This window comes from Helicobacter saguini (genome assembly GCF_000762875.2).
Lineage (GTDB): Bacteria > Campylobacterota > Campylobacteria > Campylobacterales > Helicobacteraceae > Helicobacter_A > Helicobacter_A saguini.
Map to the genome: position 1 here is coordinate 48,273 of NZ_JRMP02000004.1, position 19,229 is coordinate 67,501.

General features: G+C 36.8%; 20 protein-coding genes. 10 read left to right on the forward strand and 10 right to left on the reverse strand.

What is annotated here, in order from left to right; translation table 11 throughout:
- Window positions 1-72 precede the first annotated feature (72 nt).
- From LS64_RS12735 to mua, 7 genes are all read left to right on the forward strand, one after another.
- Complete coding sequence (locus LS64_RS12735) at window positions 73-237, forward strand: hypothetical protein (RefSeq protein WP_193554418.1); 165 nt, start codon at window positions 73-75, stop codon at window positions 235-237.
- A 216-nt stretch (window positions 238-453) separates the two neighbouring features.
- On the forward strand, window positions 454-654 hold the full coding sequence (locus tag LS64_RS03330) for a hypothetical protein (protein ID WP_034573752.1): 201 nt from the start codon (window positions 454-456) through the stop codon (window positions 652-654).
- A gap of 162 nt (window positions 655-816) precedes the next feature.
- Window positions 817-2,307 carry a TolC family protein gene (locus LS64_RS03335; protein ID WP_034573749.1) on the forward strand — a complete coding sequence of 497 codons (1,491 nt, stop codon included), beginning with the start codon at window positions 817-819 and terminating at the stop codon, window positions 2,305-2,307.
- Window positions 2,308-2,393: 86 nt separating this feature from the next.
- Window positions 2,394-4,037 (forward strand): efflux RND transporter periplasmic adaptor subunit, encoded by a 1,644-nt coding sequence (locus LS64_RS03340; protein ID WP_118949166.1) that lies wholly within the window; start codon window positions 2,394-2,396, stop codon window positions 4,035-4,037.
- A gap of 57 nt (window positions 4,038-4,094) precedes the next feature.
- Window positions 4,095-4,706: a hypothetical protein gene (locus tag LS64_RS03345; RefSeq protein ID WP_034572154.1), complete on the forward strand. Its 612-nt coding sequence runs from the start codon at window positions 4,095-4,097 to the stop codon at window positions 4,704-4,706.
- Window positions 4,699-5,055: a hydrogenase/urease maturation nickel metallochaperone HypA gene (locus LS64_RS03350; RefSeq protein WP_034572152.1), complete on the forward strand. Its 357-nt coding sequence runs from the start codon at window positions 4,699-4,701 to the stop codon at window positions 5,053-5,055. The genes LS64_RS03345 and LS64_RS03350 overlap by 8 nt, the downstream gene beginning before the upstream one ends.
- Window positions 5,052-6,092: a nickel-binding protein Mua gene (mua, locus tag LS64_RS03355; protein ID WP_052062509.1), complete on the forward strand. Its 1,041-nt coding sequence runs from the start codon at window positions 5,052-5,054 to the stop codon at window positions 6,090-6,092. Before LS64_RS03350 ends, mua begins: the two co-directional genes overlap by 4 nt.
- A gap of 166 nt (window positions 6,093-6,258) precedes the next feature.
- Here mua and LS64_RS03360 read toward each other — a convergent pair whose 3' ends face one another.
- From LS64_RS03360 to LS64_RS03380, 5 genes are all read right to left on the reverse strand, one after another.
- Window positions 6,259-6,651 carry a TraR/DksA C4-type zinc finger protein gene (locus LS64_RS03360; protein WP_237416234.1) on the reverse strand — a complete coding sequence of 131 codons (393 nt, stop codon included), beginning with the start codon at window positions 6,649-6,651 and terminating at the stop codon, window positions 6,259-6,261.
- A 12-nt stretch (window positions 6,652-6,663) separates the two neighbouring features.
- A complete protein-coding gene (locus LS64_RS03365; protein WP_034572151.1) occupies window positions 6,664-7,128 on the reverse strand; it encodes a 23S rRNA (pseudouridine(1915)-N(3))-methyltransferase RlmH in 465 nt (154 codons plus the stop codon).
- Window positions 7,103-7,984 (reverse strand): acetyl-CoA carboxylase, carboxyltransferase subunit beta, encoded by an 882-nt coding sequence (gene accD, locus LS64_RS03370; RefSeq protein WP_034572149.1) that lies wholly within the window; start codon window positions 7,982-7,984, stop codon window positions 7,103-7,105. Before accD ends, LS64_RS03365 begins: the two co-directional genes overlap by 26 nt.
- Before the next feature lie 145 nt (window positions 7,985-8,129).
- Window positions 8,130-9,575 carry an IMP dehydrogenase gene (gene guaB / locus LS64_RS03375; RefSeq protein WP_034572146.1) on the reverse strand — a complete coding sequence of 482 codons (1,446 nt, stop codon included), beginning with the start codon at window positions 9,573-9,575 and terminating at the stop codon, window positions 8,130-8,132.
- A 54-nt stretch (window positions 9,576-9,629) separates the two neighbouring features.
- On the reverse strand, window positions 9,630-11,393 hold the full coding sequence (locus LS64_RS03380) for an SLC13 family permease (protein ID WP_081948326.1): 1,764 nt from the start codon (window positions 11,391-11,393) through the stop codon (window positions 9,630-9,632).
- Window positions 11,394-11,529: 136 nt separating this feature from the next.
- On the opposite strand from LS64_RS03380, the gene LS64_RS03385 reads away from it, so the two are divergent.
- The 3 genes from LS64_RS03385 to LS64_RS03395 are packed head-to-tail and all read left to right on the forward strand — an operon-like array spanning window position 11,530 to window position 13,772.
- Window positions 11,530-12,180, forward strand: a complete 651-nt coding sequence (locus LS64_RS03385; protein ID WP_034572143.1) for a MotA/TolQ/ExbB proton channel family protein — start codon at window positions 11,530-11,532, stop codon at window positions 12,178-12,180.
- On the forward strand, window positions 12,173-12,565 hold the full coding sequence (locus tag LS64_RS03390; protein WP_034572140.1) for a biopolymer transporter ExbD: 393 nt from the start codon (window positions 12,173-12,175) through the stop codon (window positions 12,563-12,565). The genes LS64_RS03385 and LS64_RS03390 overlap by 8 nt, the downstream gene beginning before the upstream one ends.
- 28 nt (window positions 12,566-12,593) lie before the next feature.
- Entirely contained in the window at window positions 12,594-13,772 is a 1,179-nt protein-coding gene (locus LS64_RS03395) for a hypothetical protein (protein ID WP_034572137.1), read from the forward strand.
- A 44-nt stretch (window positions 13,773-13,816) separates the two neighbouring features.
- Here LS64_RS03395 and LS64_RS03400 read toward each other — a convergent pair whose 3' ends face one another.
- The 5 genes from LS64_RS03400 to LS64_RS03420 all read right to left on the reverse strand — a co-directional run bounded on the left by LS64_RS03400 (window position 13,817) and on the right by LS64_RS03420 (window position 19,219).
- Window positions 13,817-15,508 carry an ATP-binding protein gene (locus tag LS64_RS03400; protein ID WP_034572133.1) on the reverse strand — a complete coding sequence of 564 codons (1,692 nt, stop codon included), beginning with the start codon at window positions 15,506-15,508 and terminating at the stop codon, window positions 13,817-13,819.
- 99 nt (window positions 15,509-15,607) lie between these two features.
- On the reverse strand, window positions 15,608-16,891 hold the full coding sequence (locus tag LS64_RS03405) for a coproporphyrinogen-III oxidase family protein (protein WP_202391498.1): 1,284 nt from the start codon (window positions 16,889-16,891) through the stop codon (window positions 15,608-15,610).
- A 607-nt stretch (window positions 16,892-17,498) separates the two neighbouring features.
- Window positions 17,499-17,798, reverse strand: a complete 300-nt coding sequence (locus LS64_RS03410) for a hypothetical protein (RefSeq protein ID WP_034573660.1) — start codon at window positions 17,796-17,798, stop codon at window positions 17,499-17,501.
- The gene (locus LS64_RS03415; protein ID WP_034573662.1) at window positions 17,795-18,178 is read right to left on the reverse strand and encodes a hypothetical protein; all 384 of its coding nucleotides are present in this window, start codon (window positions 18,176-18,178) and stop codon (window positions 17,795-17,797) included. The genes LS64_RS03410 and LS64_RS03415 overlap by 4 nt, the downstream gene beginning before the upstream one ends.
- A gap of 132 nt (window positions 18,179-18,310) precedes the next feature.
- Entirely contained in the window at window positions 18,311-19,219 is a 909-nt protein-coding gene (locus LS64_RS03420; RefSeq protein WP_034573665.1) for a TonB-dependent receptor plug domain-containing protein, read from the reverse strand.
- Window positions 19,220-19,229 lie beyond the last annotated feature (10 nt).

Consider the following 19,229-nt stretch of genomic DNA (forward strand, 5'->3'; position numbering starts at 1 on the left):
GTAAAAAAGCTATAATGTTGCGAATTTTTACAATAGTTTTAACACAAATTTTTATGCAAAAAGGAGCGAAAAATGGGCGATTATGATGATATAAATGACGAGCTAGATAGCGATGGATACGATGATGATGAGTTTGGCGATGATGATAGTTATGATGAGGACAGCGACTTTCGCTACTTAAATCAATATGATGATGATGATTATGAAAGCCCTGATGCGGATTATGAGGATGAGTAGAATCTAGATTCTATAAATGGAGTTAAATGAGTAATTTAGATTCTAAAGATTGCAGTATTTTTGATTTTCGTAGCAACCTTATGGCGATTTCAAAAGGATAATTTTAAGCAAAAATTAGATGATAGTTGTGCCTTTAAAATAAACAGATTTTATTCACTAAAAATAAATATAAAACAAAATTTAGTTTTTGTTTTTTTGTAAAAGTGGGTGCGGTAAGTGGCGGATAAAATCTTTTCTAGTGAAAAATATGGCAATATAGACTTTGTCAATTCGCAAACGTCAAAAAGTGGCAAAACACGCAAAATGATTTATGGAATCTATGGGAAAGATAGTGCGTATTTACAAGATTTTAAGGATGAATTATTAAGGCGAAAAATTTTATTTTCCTTAGTATATCTTTCAATGGAAACTGTGTAGATTCTACACACAAAGAATATATTTTACTTTCGCTATTAAAGATTAGATTTTATATTTTAATAGAATCTTTTTACTATTTTCTTAATTTTTTAAAGATAAAATTACAGAATATTGAATGTAAATTTAGTTGAAAATTTATCTAATAATATCTCAAGGAACTAAATGCCTTATTTATTTTTTTTACTCATCTTTTTTTGTCTAGAATCTTTAAAAGCGGATTATTTAGATTCTATAAAATCTTTAGAATCTAGCGACCAAACTACGCAAACTACGCAAAATACAGAATCTAATGCCTACAAACTCACCATAAAAGAAGCTTATGATGATGCAATGGAAAAAAATGATGGGCTAAAGGCGAGTAAATTAGGCGTGGATGCGATGGCAAAGATAAATTTGGGTGCGAAACTTAGCTATCTCCCGCAGATTGATATTAACGCGATTTATGTGCATTTGGGCGAGAAAATTCAGCTTGATATGACTTCGCATTTAACCGCAGATGAAAAGCAACAGCTAAACTCCGCACAAAGAACAGCCTGCAGTATCGACACGCAGCAATCACAGCAAATGTGTGCCATTCTTACCACGCTAAACACCCCCATAACGCTTATGGAGCGAAACGCCGTTGTTGGCGTGCTTAACATCCTTTATCCGCTTTACACCGGCGGCACGCGATATTATGGTAATAAACTCGCACAAATCGCTTTGAAAGATTCTAAAGAAGCCTTGAAATTAAAGGAATTAGCGACATTTGAAGAGATTGTGGATTTGTATTATTCGCTACTGCTTAGCAAAGAGAGCGTGGATACGCTAAAGGCTAATCGCGATGGCGCGCAAAAGCATTATGAAAATAGCCAGAAACTCCACAAATTAGGGCAGATTGCAGAGCTTGAGCTGATAAACTCAAAAATGGCACTAGATAGGGCGGAAAATAAGCTCCTTGCCGCGCAAAATGTGTATGAAATCGCACAACTTGCCTTTAACTCCGCGCTGCATTTAAGTAGTGAATATTCCCACACGCAGCCCATTTCACACCTTGAGATTAGCAAGGATATGGCACTGAAGCCTGAAGCCTACTATGTGGAGAGCACGCTCTCGCAGTATCCCACGCTAAAAATTGCTAAAAATAAGGTGGATAGTGCGAAGTTTCAACATCGGCTAGATTTTGGTAGTTTTATGCCTAAAATTGCGGCGTTTGGGACATTTATGGTAAGTGATAATCAGTCAAAAATGGAGCAAATGATGCCAAACTGGTATCTGGGCGTTACTGCAAGGTGGAATCTAGTTAGCCCGCAGGCGCGTTTCCCAAAGTATCAGGCTAGTAAAATCCTGCATTTACAGGCAAGCGCGTTAGAATCTCAGGCGGTGCGTGATATTGAATTGCTTGTGAAAAAGACTTACAAACAGCTAAATTTTTATGTTAGCGAAGTGGCGAGTTTAGATTCTAGCATTGCGTTGGCTAGGGAAAATTTGAAGCTGCAAGAGAAGGCTTACGCGCAAGGAATGGCGACAAATACGCAGGTAGTCGATGCTAGAAATGCTTTAATGGACGCCATTTTAGAGCAAAAGGCTAGTGTGTATAAGGTCATTACAACTTATGCACGTTTATTAGCCCTAAGCGGCGACACGTCCACATTCTTCCGGGTTTATAAATGAAACGTGAAAATAAAGCAACAAGGTAGATTCTAAAAATTTAGACATTTGCGTTAAAATTAGGGTTTTAGTTGAAAAAAAGAGAAAATATGAAAAAGATTATTTTGGTGTTGGTTGTTTTTGTTGGGCTTGTTTGTGGGCTTTTTTTTATTTTTGGGGGGAAAAATAATGATGTAAAAACGCAAGATTCTAAAGCAGATTCTAATTTGGAATCTGCAAATTTACAGAATCTAGATTCTAAAAAAGATTCTAATTTACAAGGAAGCACAGATTCTAAAAGCAATTCGCAAAATATAGAATCTAATTTACAAGAAAATTCAAAAGATTCTAAAAATAATATGGAATCTAAAATGCAAGATTCTAAGAAAGATTCTAACAATTCAAAAATTATAGAATCTAAAACTAAAGATTCTAAAGAGTTACAGAATATAAAAGATTTTAAAGAAAAAATTATAGAATCTAATAATGCGAAAAATTTAAATTCTAAAGTAGATTCTAAAATAGATTCTAAAACTACGCAAGATTCTAAGAAAGATTCTGAAAATTCGCAAAATATAGAATCTAACACCGCAAAAAGCAAAGATTCTAACAATTTACAGAATCTAGATTCTAAAAAAGATACAAAAATTACAGAATCTAAAACCAAAGATTCTAATCAATTACAAAAAAACCAAGATTCTAAAGAAAAAACTATAGAATCTAAAATCCAAAAGCCCCAAGTTGTAACAACCACAAAAATAAAACGAGGCGAGTTAGAAAAGCAAAGCACATTTGTAGGCACACTAAACTACAAAGAGTCCGCTAAAATCGCTTCTCAGCAATCAGGGCTAGTCTCAAAAGTGTATTTTAACGTAGGCGATAGGGTCAAAAAAGGGCAGAAATTAGTGAGTTTGAATGCGGACATTTTAACTAAAGATTTGGAGGTGAAACTCGCCAAATTGCAGGAGGCAAAGTATCAGGCGCAAAAGATTCAAAATGAGTTAGCGCGGTATAAAAACCTGCTAGACTCGCAATCTATCGCACTCCAGCAGTATGAAAACCTTGAGTTTGATTTGAAGGCAAAGGAGAGCAACATCTTGTCGCTTCAAGCCGACTATGATTTAAGCCGCGAGGAGATTAAGAAAATGAGCATTTACTCGCCCTTTAATGGCGTAATCATCGACAAAACCATAAGTGTGGGCGAGTGGCTAAAGGTCGGCGATAGTGTCGCACTCATCGTCAATACCGCGCAAATCGAGGTTATTGTGTATGTGCCTAGCAACATTTCGGCGTTTCTGCGGGTCGGGCAGAGTGTGCCGCTCACCATTAATGGCAAGAATTACACAGGGCAAATTAGCGCGCTGATACCCAAAGCGGAGGTGCGTAGCAAGACTTTTCCTGTGTATATTAAGGTTGGGAATGAGGCGGGATTTTTCGATGGGATGGCGGTGGATGTGCATTTGAATACGGCTGGTAAGGCGAGTGGCTTTATCGTGCCGCGTGATAGCATTGTGAATGTGCGTGGGAAAAATGTCGTCTTTGTCGTGCGGGCTGGCACGGCGGTGGCGGTAAATGTGAATGTTTTAAGCCTGCAAGATAAAGAGGCAGTCGTTTTAGGAGCATTTTTAGAGAATGATAATGTGGTGAAAAACGGGCAAGATAGGCTAAGTGATGGCGCTAGTGTGGTAGAATCTAGCGCGGTAAAATCAAGTAATAATGCGAGTAAAAAGGACATAAAAAATAAAGGTTTATGAGTAGTTTAAAAATTTCTAAAAAAATTACAGAATCTAAAATAATCTAAAGGCAAAAAAATGGACATTTACTGCACGATTTCATATATGCTTTTTTGCGTGGCTATCACACTTAGCGTGTTTTCTTTCCTTAAGGCTACGCATATTTTTAATGCAAGTATCGCTATAAAAGGCATAACTTGCAGCGCGATTGCCATCCTTAGCCTTATTCATTTTTTTAATCACAAGTCTTTAGCAAACCTGCTTTACACCATTTTTGATTTGCCTAGCTTTATGCTAACGCTTGTTTGCATTATTGCGATTATTCGCAATTTTAGTGATAAATTTGAAGTGTTTATTGGCATTAAAGGAATGGTGTTTTTGTTCGTGGCGTGGGCGTTATTTGCGCTCAATACTGTCGGGCTTTTTGACTGGTATTTTGGCTCTATTAGTTATAAGATTCTAATTATTTGCATTTTTATTGCCATTGCGTATTGCGTGGATAGAATCTGTGGGCTTTTTATGCTTGTGTGCTTTGTTTTTTGGATGATTTTTGCGCGGTATATTGATATTTATCATGCGATGTTTGACCCGCTTATATGCTGTTTTTGCTTTTTTATTCAGGGTATTCCTAGCTTTAGTGAGAAATTTCACACCACACTTTTAAAGCCAAGGGTGAAAAAAAATGCATGAATACTCCGTAGTAGCCGCACTTTTAGAGACTTGTATGGAATACTTAGAATCTAATAATGCAACCGCTGTAACCAGCATAAAAATAAGCATAGGGCAAAGGGCAAATATTGATAAAACCTTGCTAGAATCTGCCTTTGATGTGCTGAAAGCGGACTTCCCGCAAATTAGCAATGCCAAAATTGATATAATTACAAAAAAATTAATGCTAACTTGCAAGGATTGCGGAGGCGAGTTTCATAATCTAAGCAATCCAACCTGCCCCTTTTGCAATGGGAAAAACACGCAAATAACGCAAGGACGCGACATTTTATTAGAAAGTTTAGAGCTAGAAATTAAGGAGAAAAAATGAGAGAGGATGAGCGCGAGACCTTAGCTGATATTGTGCAAAATATCGATGAGCAAGAGATTTTTATGGAATTTATCGCTAAGGCTGAGACGATAAAGGAGTCCTGGCAGATTGCTAAGATTTTCGAGGATAAAAAGCGTGAGTTTATGGCTAGTATCGGCGAGTATGACGCGATTATCCGTGATAAAGAGCAAGAACTTAAAGCCATAACTAATGAGATAAATGATGCAAATATCTTGCTAAAGGATGCAAATAACGAGCTAGAAAAAATGCGTAATGAGCTAGATTCTATGAAGCAAAAGGCGCAATTTTACAAAACAAAAATTATGCAAGCACAGCAAAGTGCGGTAAATGAGGATATGAAAGAAAGCTTCCTTTCGGGGTCATTTGAAGATTCAGCAGATTCGTCTAATATTTTGGATTTTAGCGGGATTTTACAGGAGTTTCAGCCTTTATCTAGCGTGAGTGTGCATATTAAAAATGGGGCTACTGCGATGGCAAGAGCGGCGCAAATCATATATGAGGAAGCCTTGTATGAGGTCTATAAAATGGCGGCAAAGCGGCTTTATAAGCTCAAAGATAGAATTAGTGAGCTAGAGTTGGCTAATCAAAAGCTAAGTATTGAGCTAAGAGATTTAAGCGAAGAGGATAATTTTAAGGAGAATTTACGTGGGCTAGATTCTATGGAATCTTTTGATGAAAATTATGGGGTGGAAAAGCCGCGATTGAAGGTGGTGGATTCTATGTCGCGGGGGGATTCTCGTTTGGATTCTATGTCGCGTTTAGATTCTATGGATTCTAGGGGTCGTTTAGATTCTAGGGATTCTAAGGACGAAGCGTTTGAAAAAATAAATTTTGATAAAGAACGTGAGGCAAGTTTAAATGATAGAATGAATCGCCTTGATAAAAAGAAAGAAAAAGTAGAGGAAATGTTTCAACAAATTAATGACTTTTTACAAGAAGAATCACGCAGCGAAGCCAACATCGATGACATCCGCTCCGCCATCCAAGACACAATCAAAAACATTAACAAAGGCTAGTATTTTATAATCTAGATTCTATAATCCTAAAATATTTTTTTGTCCATTTAAAGATAAGTCATTTTAAGGTGCGAGAAAATATTTTAATGGAATTAGAATCTAAAAGTTATGCCATCTTTTATAAGATATGTAAAGATGTGGGTAGATTCTATAACTTCGCGAGGATTTAGGAGCGTTCGCGGAATTTTTTGTGGTTTTCGCGCTTTTCGTAAATCTCCCTGCAATTAATGCAAAATCTCGCGTGTGGCTTGGCATTTAGCCGCTCGATGCCTATATCGCCCTCGCACATTTCACAGATTCCATACTCGCCACTCTCAAACTTTCGCAAAGAAGATTCTATCTCTTTCATCTCATTTAAATGCTGTGATACCATAGAATCTTGCACGCGGATTTGCATTTGCGTTGAGATGATGTCCGCATTATCCTGCAGTTTCAGCGTCCCCATTTCTTTCATCCCTTTTTGAATCTTGTAGCTAGCCTCTTGCAAATACTCCAAACGCCGCTCTAGCCGCACTTTTAGCTCTAATAAATCCTCATCGCTCATTATCTCTTCTATCATTTTGCTTTCCTTTTATTTGTGATATGGATGCTTATTTATAATGCTTATCGCACGATAAATCTGCTCTAATAAAACAATTTTTGCTAAGGAATGGCTAAGAGTCAAATCGCTTAAAGATACGCAATTATGTGCCTTTAAAAGATTAGACTCAAACCCAAAAGCCCCAGCAATAAAGAACTTTGCCCCTCCATTTTGCAAACAATGTTCAAGATTTTTAGCAAAATTTATTGAGTCATATTTCTTACCTCCTGCATCAAGTAATATAGATTTAGAATCTAAGTGCTTAGAAAAAGCCTGTGTGTAGCTAACTCTAGCAACATTAGAATCTGCCTTTTGTGCTTTGGCGACATTTTTTGTCCAAATATCTTGCACTTCCACGCTAACATTAAATCCCTTTATAGAATCTAAATAATGTTTGCTAGATTCTAAAAACATAGAATCCGCACCCTTACTAATGGTAAATATGTGTATTTTCATACGGCAATAATAGCCCAACTAAGTCGCTCAAACTTTGTTTCAAATCTTTTCTAGCGACAATCATATCAATTAGCCCATGCTCTAGCAAAAACTCGGCTGTTTGGAATCCTTGCGGTAAATCAGCCCCGATGGTTTGCTTTATAACTCTCGCTCCTGCAAAGCCTATAATTGCGCCTGGCTCGGCAATTATAATATCTCCTAAAAAGGCGAAACTCGCTGAAACGCCGCCAAAAGTAGGGTCAGTTAGCACCGAAATAAATGGCAAATTGTTTTCACTTAGCTTTTTTAAAGCAGCAGATGTTTTTGCCATTTGCATTAGTGAAAAAGTTGATTCTTGCATTCTAGCCCCGCCACTTGTGGAAATTATGATTAAGCCTTGCTTTTTTGCTATGGCGCGATTTATTGCTCGCACAATTTTTTCACCTTCAACACTTGCAAGGCTACCGCCCATAAAAGCAAAGTCAAAGATTACAAGCTGGACTTCTTTACTATTGATTAAGGCTTCACCTGCGATAACGGCGGACTTTCGCCCTGTCTTTTCAAAGCCCTCTTCAATGCGTTTCACATAGCTTTTTTTATCCACAAAGTTAAGCGGGTCATTTGGCTCTAAGTTCGTATCATACTCGCGAAATGTATCTTTATCACAGATTAGATTCAGTCGCTCGTTTGCGCTAATTCTAAAGTGATACCCGCACTTGCTACACACATGGCTATTTTCCAAAATCTCTTTATTATAAATCAAAGCCCCACAACTAGGGCATTTAGTCCAGTGCTGGGCGGTGTTGTCCTTTTTAGAATCTTTACTTACTCGGCTATCTTCTCTTTTAAAATTCTTTAAGAAATCTGCAAAGCCCATAAATTTCCTTTTTGTCCTTTTATAAAAATTAGATTCTATATTTTATCATTTTTTAGGGCGTTGGTAGGAATAATTTTACTTTTTATATGAAATATTTGGTTATGATAGAACTAGATTCTATATTTAATAATATTTATTGCAATTTTTACCCATGGTAGTTTGGGGCTTCCTTTGTGATGACTACGTCATGGACGTGGCTTTCTTTTAGTCCGGCGGCGGTGATTTCTACGATTTTTGCGTTATTCCACAAAGATTCTATATCTTTTGCCCCAAGATAGCCCATGCAGGAGCGAAGTCCGCCGACAAGTTGGTGTAATACATCTGCGATTTTCCCTCGATATGGCACGCGACCTTCGATTCCTTCTGGCACTAGCTTTTCTTGGGCTGTCCCTTCTTGGAAATATCTATCGCTGCTGCCCTTTTGCATTGCCCCGATGCTACCCATGCCTCGATAGCTCTTATATTGTCGCCCTTGAAAGATTACTAAGTCGCCAGGGCTCTCCTCAGTCCCAGCCAAAAGTGAGCCTATCATCACGCTACTCGCACCCACCGCTAAGGCTTTTGCCACATCGCCGCTATATTTGATACCACCATCGGCAATTATGGGCACACCAAATTCACGCGCCACACTAGCGCAAGAATCAATAGCCGAGACCTGCGGCATACCCACCCCAGCGACTATTCGCGTAGTGCATATACTGCCAGGTCCTATGCCAACTTTTACCGCATCAGCGCCCGCTAGTATCAAGTCGTTTGTAGCTTCGGCGGTAACGACATTTCCTACGATTACATCGATATTTACTTTGGTTTTGATTTCTTTCAAAGTGTTTATCACATTTTTTGAGTGTCCGTGCGCGGAGTCTAGCACGATTACATCCGCTCCGGCTTTTTCTAGCGCGATTGCCCTATCGATTTGCCCTACGCCTACCGCGCCGCCCACGCGAAGTCGCCCCATAGAATCTTTATTTGCATTTGGATATTCGATACATTTTTGGATGTCTTTAATTGTTATTAAACCTTTTAGAATCTCGTTTTTATCGACAATGGGAAGCTTTTCAATGCGATGTTTGTGCATAATATTTTTAGCAGATTCTAAAGATATGCCCACATTTGCAGTAACAAGCGGGGCTTTTGTCATTAAATCGCCCACTTTCTTAGTAAAATCAGTCTCAAATCGCGTATCACGATTCGTCAAAATCCCTATCAATTTCTTATTAGAATCTACCACTGGCACGCCGCTAATGCTATAGTTTTTCATAATATCCTCAGCATCTTGCAAGGTCGCATCAGCAGCGATAAACACAGGGTCATTTATGATACCACTCTCACTTTTTTTGACCTTTTTTATCTGTTTGACTTGAGAATCTATATCCATATTTTTGTGGATAATGCCTATGCCACCAAGGCGCGCCATAGCAATAGCTGCTTTAAACTCGGTCACGGTGTCCATCGCAGCGCTAACAAAGGGGATATTTAGCGGGATGTTTTTGGTTAGCATTGATTGCGTTGCGACTTCTTTTGGCAGGACTTCTGAGTAGGCTGGGATTAGCAGTATATCTTCGAATGTTAAACATTTTGCGATTAGATTCATGGCGTTACTCCTTGTGTTTTAGATTCTAAGATTCTACTAAATCTTTTTTAGAATCTAACTAATAAAACTATACCAATACCAAGAGGAGAATAGGGTCACAAAAATCATTCCTACGATTGTTAGGGCAAGACCGAATTTAAACATATCCATAGCTTTTACATCGCCTTGCGCAAACACGATAGCATTTGGCGGCGTAGAAATGGGTATCATAAATGAAAAACTCGCACAAATTGTGACTACAAGCATTAGCAAAATGCGTTGATTATCCCCTAAAAAGTGGCTAGTGGCGACATCAATTATAGGCAGGACAATGGCAATCAACGCAGTCGTGCTAAGGAAACTTGTCGCAATAACCGCGAAAATACACGCAAAAAACATAATGAGAATAAAAGGCATTCCGCGAAAAATCTCAAAAAACTTCGTAAATGCCCCGCCAAGCTCAGCCTGCGAAAACGCCATCGCAATGCAAAATCCAGCCCCAAACAAGAAAATAATCTCATAAGGTATGCTCTTAGTATCGCTCCAGTCAAGAAAGCCGATTTTAGGAATAAACATCATAAGCCCAAATGCGAGTAGCACGACATTTTCATTTAGCCCCAAGCCATTATAAATAGGCTTTATAGGCGAGTTTAAAAGCAGCAAGGCAAGGAGTGCGACGATAAAAACCAAAAGCCGCTTTTGCTCACCATTAATATGTATAGATTCAAACGCGCTCAAATTCAGCTCATGCCCTTTAATGTTAAGGCTTAGAATCTTAATCATCGCAAGCAACATCAAAATCGTAAGCGGCAACATCATAAAAATCCAAGTCGTAAAAGAGATTCCATGCAAGCCTTTGGAGCTTAAAAAGCCCAAATATATAAGGTTTGGCGGACTACCTATCGGGGTCGTAATACCGCTAATTGAAGCGCCAAAGGCAACGGCAAGTAAGAATCTTGTTTGTAAAAATTTGTCATTTGTAATGCTTAACGCCACAGGGAGCAAAAGCAGGGCAACGGTTGAGTTAGATAACGCCGTGCCAAGCACGACAGATGCCACGCCAAGACCGCTAATTACGCCTTGCGGTGTTTTGGGGAATTTGTCAATAAAAAATTTGGCGATGATTCTATGTAAGCCGATTTTTTCAGTCGCTGCTGCTATCATAAAGCCGCCTAAAAATAGGTAAATAATGGGGTGAGCATAGTTTGAAGTAGCCGCTTTTGTGTCGAGTATGCCAAAGCTAGGGAACAAAATGATGGGCAGGAGCGAAACTACACCCATCGGCAGGGCTTTATTAGTCCAAAGCGTGACTAAAAGGGCGATAATGCCGATAAGCACGGAAACCTTGAGACTTGCCTCAAGATAGAATCTAGCTAGTAAAAACGCGATTACACCTAGCAAAAACGCCACGCCTAAGCCTATCATAATTTTTAGCGTTTTATTTTCGTCCTTAATTTCGACGTTTTCTTTGTTTATTTCGGTGTTTTTTTCCTCGATTTGTTCGAGTTTTTCCTCCATTTTTTGTATTTTTGCTTTGTTAGATTCTATATTTTGGGCGTTTTTTGCGATATTTTCTTTATTTTGCGTGATATTTTGAGCGTGGATATTTAGCTTTTCTTTGTTTGCTTTGATAGATTCTATATGGTGGGAAATGTCGGTATTTGCGGCATTTTCTTTAGAATCTTGTAAAATATTAGAATCTGTGTTATTAGAATCTTGCGTATTTTTAGAATCTATTTTATTAAAATCTTGTGAAATGTTGGAATCTTGCGATGTAGATTCTATGTTATTTGAGATTGTATTATTAGAATCTTGCGTAGTTTTAGAATCTTCAGCCATAATTTTTCCTTAAATTTTTTGTGAAATTTTAATAGAAAATTGTTAGATTTTCTAAATAGATTCTGTAAATTTTGCATATAAACTACAAATAACAATTTTATGTTACAATACATTTTTTTAACACAAAAGGATTTAAATGACCCAAGTGCTTAGCTTTTTTCAAACAAGTGGGCTAATTACGCTAATTGTAATTGGTTGGCTCTCGATTTATATGATTTTTACGATTTGGATTTTTATTTATAAATGGTTCGTTATCCGCGCACTGCAAGATAGGGAAAATTACTCGCTTGAGCTGCTGCTTTCAAAGGATATTTCCGTGCCGCAAAGTGCGGTATTTAGCCGCTCCAAAGGGCATAATATCCTGTCAAAAGAAATGCTTGCTGTCTGGAAGGCGCAGATTCTAAAAAGTGCGAGTAGCGGGCTAACTTTCCTTAGCATTGTGAGTTCGACTGCGCCTTTTATCGGGCTTTTTGGGACGGTTATGGAGATTTTGGATGCGTTTGCGCACTTAGGACAGCAGGGGCAAGCGACTTTTGAGGTCATTGCGCCCATTATTTCTAAGGCGCTCGTTGCTACTGCGTGGGGGATTTTGTGTGCGATTCCTGCGTATTCATTTTATTTAATTTTAAAGCGGAAAATTGCGGTGCTTAGCGTTTGTTTGCAAGCTGAAGTCGATATTGCGTTGTCAGCAAATGAGGCAAAAAAGGATGGTTTCAAGGAGACGCAAAATGTGTTCCAAGACCAAAAAAACGACAACTTAGTATGGGGTGGAAAAGCGAATGGATGACTTAGAATTAGACGAAAAGCCCGAGCTAAATATCACGCCGCTTGTGGATATTATGCTTGTTTTGCTGGCGATTTTAATGGTGACAACGCCGGCTATCACATACAAAGAGGATATAAATCTGCCTGATGGCTCAAAGTCCCAAAAGGCGGAGCTAAACCCTATGATGAATGTGCGGATTGACAAAAATCGCGTGATTTACATTGATAAAGATGTGTATAATTACAAGGATTTTAGGGAGAATTTTCATCTGAAATCTAGCCGCTATGATAAAAGCAAGGCGGTGTATATTTACGCTGATAAGGGGCTATTATATGGCGATGTCGTGCCGATATTTGCAGAGCTTAAAAAGGCTGGTTTTAGCAAAGTCTCACTTGGCACGCAGTAGGGCGAATCTAAGATTCTAAAGAGTAAAAATGACAAAACAAGCCCTTGATAAATACTTACAAAATGCCACACCACGCGCGATTTTGCTTTATGGTGAATGTGAATTTTTGATAAATTTTTACGCACAAATTGTGCTTAATCGTTTGCAAGGTTTCGCTTTAGATTCTAATCAAAATTCAACGCAAGATTCTATAAAAGTTTCTACGCAAAATTTAGGGCAAAATTTCGCACAAGATTCTATAAAAGATTCTATGCAAAGTCCGCAAAATCCGCCCTTTAGAATGGATTTTACCTACAATCATTTTGAGGCGACTAACGCACTTGGCTTAAATAGCCTTTTTGGTGGGAAAAATGTGCTGCATTTGCGGCTTGATGATTTTAAGGCAGTCGCTTCAAAAAGTAGCAAAAGCGTAAAATCAAAGGCAAAGCCCAAAGAGGATTCTAATAAAAAATTTATCAGTAGTAGCGAAGTTAGCGAGCTTTTAGAGATTTTGGAACGCAATAAAAATAGCTTTTTGGTGGTTGAGTTTTTAAAAAATCCAAGCAATTCTGCGGCTGATTACGCTAAAAAATTTAAAGCTTTAAGCGCCCTTTTTAAGCCTACGCAAAACCTTAAGGATGTCCTTGAAATGCGATGTTTTGAGCCTTTTTATGAGGAGAAAATTAAGATTTTGACAAATCGCTCTAATGAGCTAAATTTGAGCTTTACACAGCCCTTGCTAGAACATTTGCTAAACGCCCAAAATGGCGATATTGCGATGGCTTTTGGCGAGCTAAATAAGTATGTTTATTACCCGCAAATCACGCATAAATTAATTGATTCGCTAAGCTATAATCTGGGCGCGTTAAAGATAGAATCTTTGCTAGATTCACTCTTTGATAAAAAGGGGCATTTAGTTATGATTTTAGAAACTCTAAGTGATGAAGGGTTAGATAATATGGAACTTTTACGCGAAATAAATCGATATTTTTATATTCTATTCAAACTTTACGCGCACTCAAAATCTTTTGGCAATATGAACGCCCTAGAAGTGCTAGGATACAAGCCGCCACCGCAGATTTTCAATGTGTGGAGCAGGCGAAGCTTAAAAATCAAAACGCAGACATATTTAGAGCTTTTTGACATCATAAATGAGTGGCGAGTAAAGCAAATGCGCGGCATAAACGCCACTCTCCCCTCCCTTATCGCCATCCAACAATTATTATAATGAATGAAGTAGTTATATTTTTTCATATCATTAACCACACAATTTTACAAAAAACCAAGTTTTTTATCCCCACCAAATTCGCCCTTTAGCTCTTTTGCTATTTCTTCTTCAAAATCAGCCTTGCTAAAAGTAGGATTCGCCCTTGTAGCGACCTTGTAGCAGGTATTTTCAATGATTAGTTTTATCTGCCCACCACTTAGCTCAAAACTCGCCAAAGTTTCCGCTAAAACCGCAGGAGATTCCACAAATTCCGCATTTTTAGGCAGGTGCAGATTCCATATTTTTACACGCGATTTAAAATCAGGCTTAAGAAACTTTATTTTATAATGAAAACGCCGCGAAAACGCGCTATCTAGGCTATCCACAAGGTTAGTCGTGGCTATCAAAATCCCATCAAATTTCTCAATTTGCTCTAAAAAAATATTTTGCATTTGATGATACATACGAGACGCGCTACTTGCCACATCGCTACGCGTGCCTAGTAGCTGGTCAGCCTCATCTAGTAGCAAAATAGGCTTTTGTCCCACACGTTGCGTGATTATGCGGTATTCATCAAAGATTTTCCGCACATTTTTTTCACTTTCCCCAACATACATACTTAGAATCTTGGAGCAATCAAGGCTTAAAATTTTCTGCTTCAAATCCTTCGCCAAAGCGTGTGCCGCACTCGTTTTCCCCGTGCCAGAATCCCCAAAAAGCAAAATCTTAGAATCAATCCCCGCATTTTCCTTTATCCCCCACGCACGCAGCCTTTTATGCACTTTTGGGTCTAAATGCTGCAGCAAAATCTCAAATCGCTCCCTTAAATCAGCGGGCAAAATGACAGAATCTAGCCCCTTTTTAGGCGTAATTAGCTCAAAAATTTCACTTCGCTCAACCTCATCTTCAAGCTTATTTTTACTCACATTTTTCTCAAAAATAAGCGAGTCAAGCACATTTTGTGGTATGCAAAACTCCTGCTCCATAAAAGAAAAATCCACATAAGAATCCGCTAACTGCACAAATCCATCCTTTAATAATCGCGATTTTTGGCTTAAAAGATTCTGTATCGTGATTTTTTCCTCCTCGCTGCTACCTAGCAAAATGATGTCTTGCAAACACAAGCCATACGCGCCTTTGTATTGCGCCTGTGCGAGTAATAGGAAAATTGATTTTTCATATTTATTGAAATTATTTTTACTAAAATATTCTAATATTTTGAATTTCTTTTTATTATTAGTTAGATTTTTAGTAATTATTTGCTCCAAATTGTCAATATAGGAATTACACGAGCTAGAAAGGTGCGAATTTAGCGCAATGCTAGGCGTTTTATTCCGCTGCAGCACGAGATTTATGTATTCCCACTCATCTTGCAAATATTCAAGCGAATTTTTGTATTCTTTCTCTTTAATCGGCGAAGTTAGAATCTGCCCATCATCAAGGATTTTTAGCAAATTGTTACCTAAAGTAACAATATTGTTTTTTAGTTCCAAAGAAGATTCTATCCTATTTATCGTGCGAAGCCAGCCTAAATCAATCAAACGTTTGATTTCTTTCAAATATGGCAAAGTCTCAAAACCACGTGCAAAATAGCACTTTTCAAGGAACATATCAATCTCAATATCGCCCTCACTTTCCATATAAAAATACACCATATCACGCAGCAAATTCGCCTCGTGCGGACTGCAATTTAGCATAGGAAAAATCCGTGACTTCGCCACATCATAACTCTCTAAAAAATCAATTAAAAAATTCACTTTTTATGCCTTTTGGTGCTTAGATTCTAAGATTCTACAAAAAATATGTGATGTTTTTGCAATTTTTGGTGCGTTTTTTATAAATTTTACGCAAATTTTTCACACAAATAATGCCAAAGAATCGCCCAAAAAGTAGTCGTTTGCATAGATTTTTTCGCCCTTTTTAAAACATAATTTTTCTTGCAATAGAATCTGGGCTTTTTTTGTATCACAAAGTGCGTAATTTACGCCTACTTCGCTACGAAAGCCTAAGAAAAGACTTTCAAAATTTATATCTTTTGTGCTTAAAAATTCTTTGTGTTTTAAAAGCGGATTTTTGATATAAGATTCTATATTTTTTAGCCCTGTGTAGCGTGTAGAATGGACTTGTTTTTTATTTTTTATAGAATCTAAATTAATAGAATCTAAGGTTATAGAATCTAATTTTTTAGAATCTAGGTTTTTAGAATCTTTAGAATCTAAGCTCTCAAATATGCCTTCTATCCTGCCGACCGCTGCCGCGCCTACGCCCAAATACTCATCCCCACGCCAATAGCTTAGGTTATGCTCGCACTTTTTTAAACGCGAATAATTTGAGACTTCATACTGAATAAAGCCATTTGCATGCAAAAAATCTCGCACAAAATAGCCAAAAGATTCTATATTTTGCTCTTTAGAATCTGCTTTAGAATCTATTTTAGAATCCTCTGTAAAATCTTTAGAATCTTGTGTAAATTTTGCCTTAGATTCTATATTTTGCAACATATTTTGCGGCACGTTTCCAAATAGCAAATCCACGCGATTAGAATCTCCAAACCGAGAATTAGAATCTAAACTCAACGAATACGCCGAAATGTGCGCTGGAGCGAGTTTCACCGCCTTTCCTAGCTCATTTTCAAGGCGAGAAAAATTATCAAGTTTGCAGTCATAAATTAAGTCAATGCTAAAATTTTCAATGCTCTCACGCGCGATATTTAGGGCGTTTGTAATATCTTTTGCGTTATGATTTCGCTCTAGCGCGCTAAGTTTATCACTAAAAAAACTTTGAATGCCCATGCTTAAGCGATTTAGCCCCATATTTTGCATATCATTTAGCCATTTTTTTGTTAGCAAATTTGGGTTAGATTCTATGCTAATCTCACAATTTATAGCAAGATGAGATTCTAAAATCTTAAAAATATTTTTATAAAACTTAGAATCTGCCATATTAGGCGTGCCACCACCGATAAATACGCTATTTATTTTTTTTAATTTTCCCAAATTTTGCATAAAATTTAGCTGATTTTTTAAGTCAATTTCTAATGCTTTAAAATAAGATTCTATCAAATGATTTTGATTAACTTGCGAGAAAAAGCCGCAATACCCGCACTTTGAATCGCAAAATGGAATGTGGATGTAGAGCAAAATCTAGCCTTTTGTATATGAAAAATATTTGTAAAAGCGTTATTCTAACAAAGTTTTTAGAATCTAAATTTAATTTTTAAATATTTTTTGCTATCCCTACCTTACCACCTTTAAGATTACTAGATTCTATTTTTGCTTCGAAAATTTCCTAAATTTTATGGATGGATAGAATCTTATTTTAAATATTTTCTTTTATCTATTCCCACCCTAAGATTCTATAAACATAGCATAATATGTGAAATCTTGCTTTATAGAATCTTGTGCATTTTGCATTTTTATATCCTTAAAATAAAATAGATTCCATAATCTTAGTTAAAAAGCTAAATGAATTTTAGGGGGTAAAAATTATAAAAATATTGTTAAAAATATGCTAGAATATTCGAATATAAAGTGAGTTTAATGCCGCATCTTATTACGCAAAAAACTTTATATGTCGTTACTAGGGGTTAAAGTGCGGTTTAATCATAACTTAGTAACTTTTTCTAATTCGATACTATACAATTTGTTACCTTTATTCATTCCATATAATGTTTCTTTCAATGTAATTAAGGCTTGAAATTCATCATTGTTTATCTTAAAATTAATACTATAACGTGGTATTTGCACTTTAGAATCTTTGTATTTCTTTAAGTTTTGCATTTTTGTATAGATTTAGAATCTGCTCTGCGGCGGCAAAATGCTCACTTTCATTGCAGCCATTTGCTTTTGATTTTTCTACTGCGGTCTCACTACTAAGTTTGCCTATATTTCCATAAGGTAGCATAGCCACTCGCCCATCATAGATATTTGCAATAGGCTTATTGACAAAAGGTCTCAATGTAGTTTTTAGATATTCTCGCCACTCGTATGGTTGTCTGTCGATGTTTTTTGTTGTTATTTCTATTTTATTTATAGAATCTTTATTCACGTTTTCATCCTTAAAGTTATAATATGACTTTGCGAACTACCTTCATTTGTATATGTATAATACGTGCTAGCATAGTTAGAATCTAAAGGCAGATTAGCCACGCTACTACTAACTCTCCTTACCTCATCTTTTCCTTGTCTATAAATATATTTTAAGGCGATATTAAAATCATAAATATTTTGTGATAAACCTATCATATATTCATTTACATAAGGCACTTTTAGTTGTGAAAATTTATTAAATTCTAGCCCAACACTTGCGATACAATTAGAATCTGTATCGCTAGAACACGCTCTATTAGAATCTAAAATACTATCAAAGCTAACATTTGGATTATCCCTTTTTAAACTAGATTCTAATTTTTTAAGTCCATCAGCCAAAGCATAAGCAAAGATATTTCTACCATAATATCTATTGATACCAAAGGTAAGCTGTGTTGCAAAGATTCCATTTTTATAATTATTATATGGAGCTTCATAGCTTAGTGCTACTTATTTGCCAGCTTTTTCTATCTATGTAGCCGAATAATATGCTTTAAAAAATGCGTTATAAATTTGTCTTTTTTGCGTTTGCATATCTGCATAATCTTGCGGGTCGGCTGGAGTTTGGAATAAATTGTTAGAATTTCTAGCTCCTCGTCTTAAAGGGATAAAGCTTTGCGTGGTATTAAATGCGGCTAATATGCCAAAGTTATCATTTATTTTAGATTCTATACTTGATTTTACTAAATGCTTTATAAATTGTGGTTGATTAGAGCTAGAAGTAGAGATTAGAAAATCTTGCAAGTTAGAATCTAAAAGATAGTAATTTGTCATAGAAATAGCTTTTGGCGTGGCATTTCCTTGCGTTATTTGATAGCTAATTTTAGCACCAAATTTTTTAGTAGGTCTTCTTGTAGTTGCCTCTATCACGCCACCATTAAAGCCACCAAAAGATGCAGAAATGTTAGAATCTTGCAGTGTTATAGAATCTAAAAGGCTAGTATCAATGGCTAAACCTTGACTTGCTGTGCCTGTATTAAGGCGATTGCCACCAGCTAGATTATTATATCCAGCACCCAAGTCATTATTTATATTCATACCATCTAGCATAAAAAGATTTTGATAATGCAGACCACCACTAATGGAGATATTAGCCGGGCTTATCTCGCCTGGGGTATTGCTACTTAGTTGAGAATTATCAAACTGAACGTTTGGTAGAATGCGTAAAAGTGAGCCTATATCGCCATTTCCGCTTGGATTAGATTCTATAATCTGTCTATTTATAACTGCAGGGCTACTTTGAAATTTATTTAAATCATTGTCACTGAAGGCTGTAATTGCATTTAGTTTGTAGGTTTTATTTGTGTTGTTAGAATCTATTTGTGTGTTTTGCGTGGCGTTAGAATCTTTTTCTTCAATAGTGGCTTTAGAATCTTGCAAGGCTTTAGAT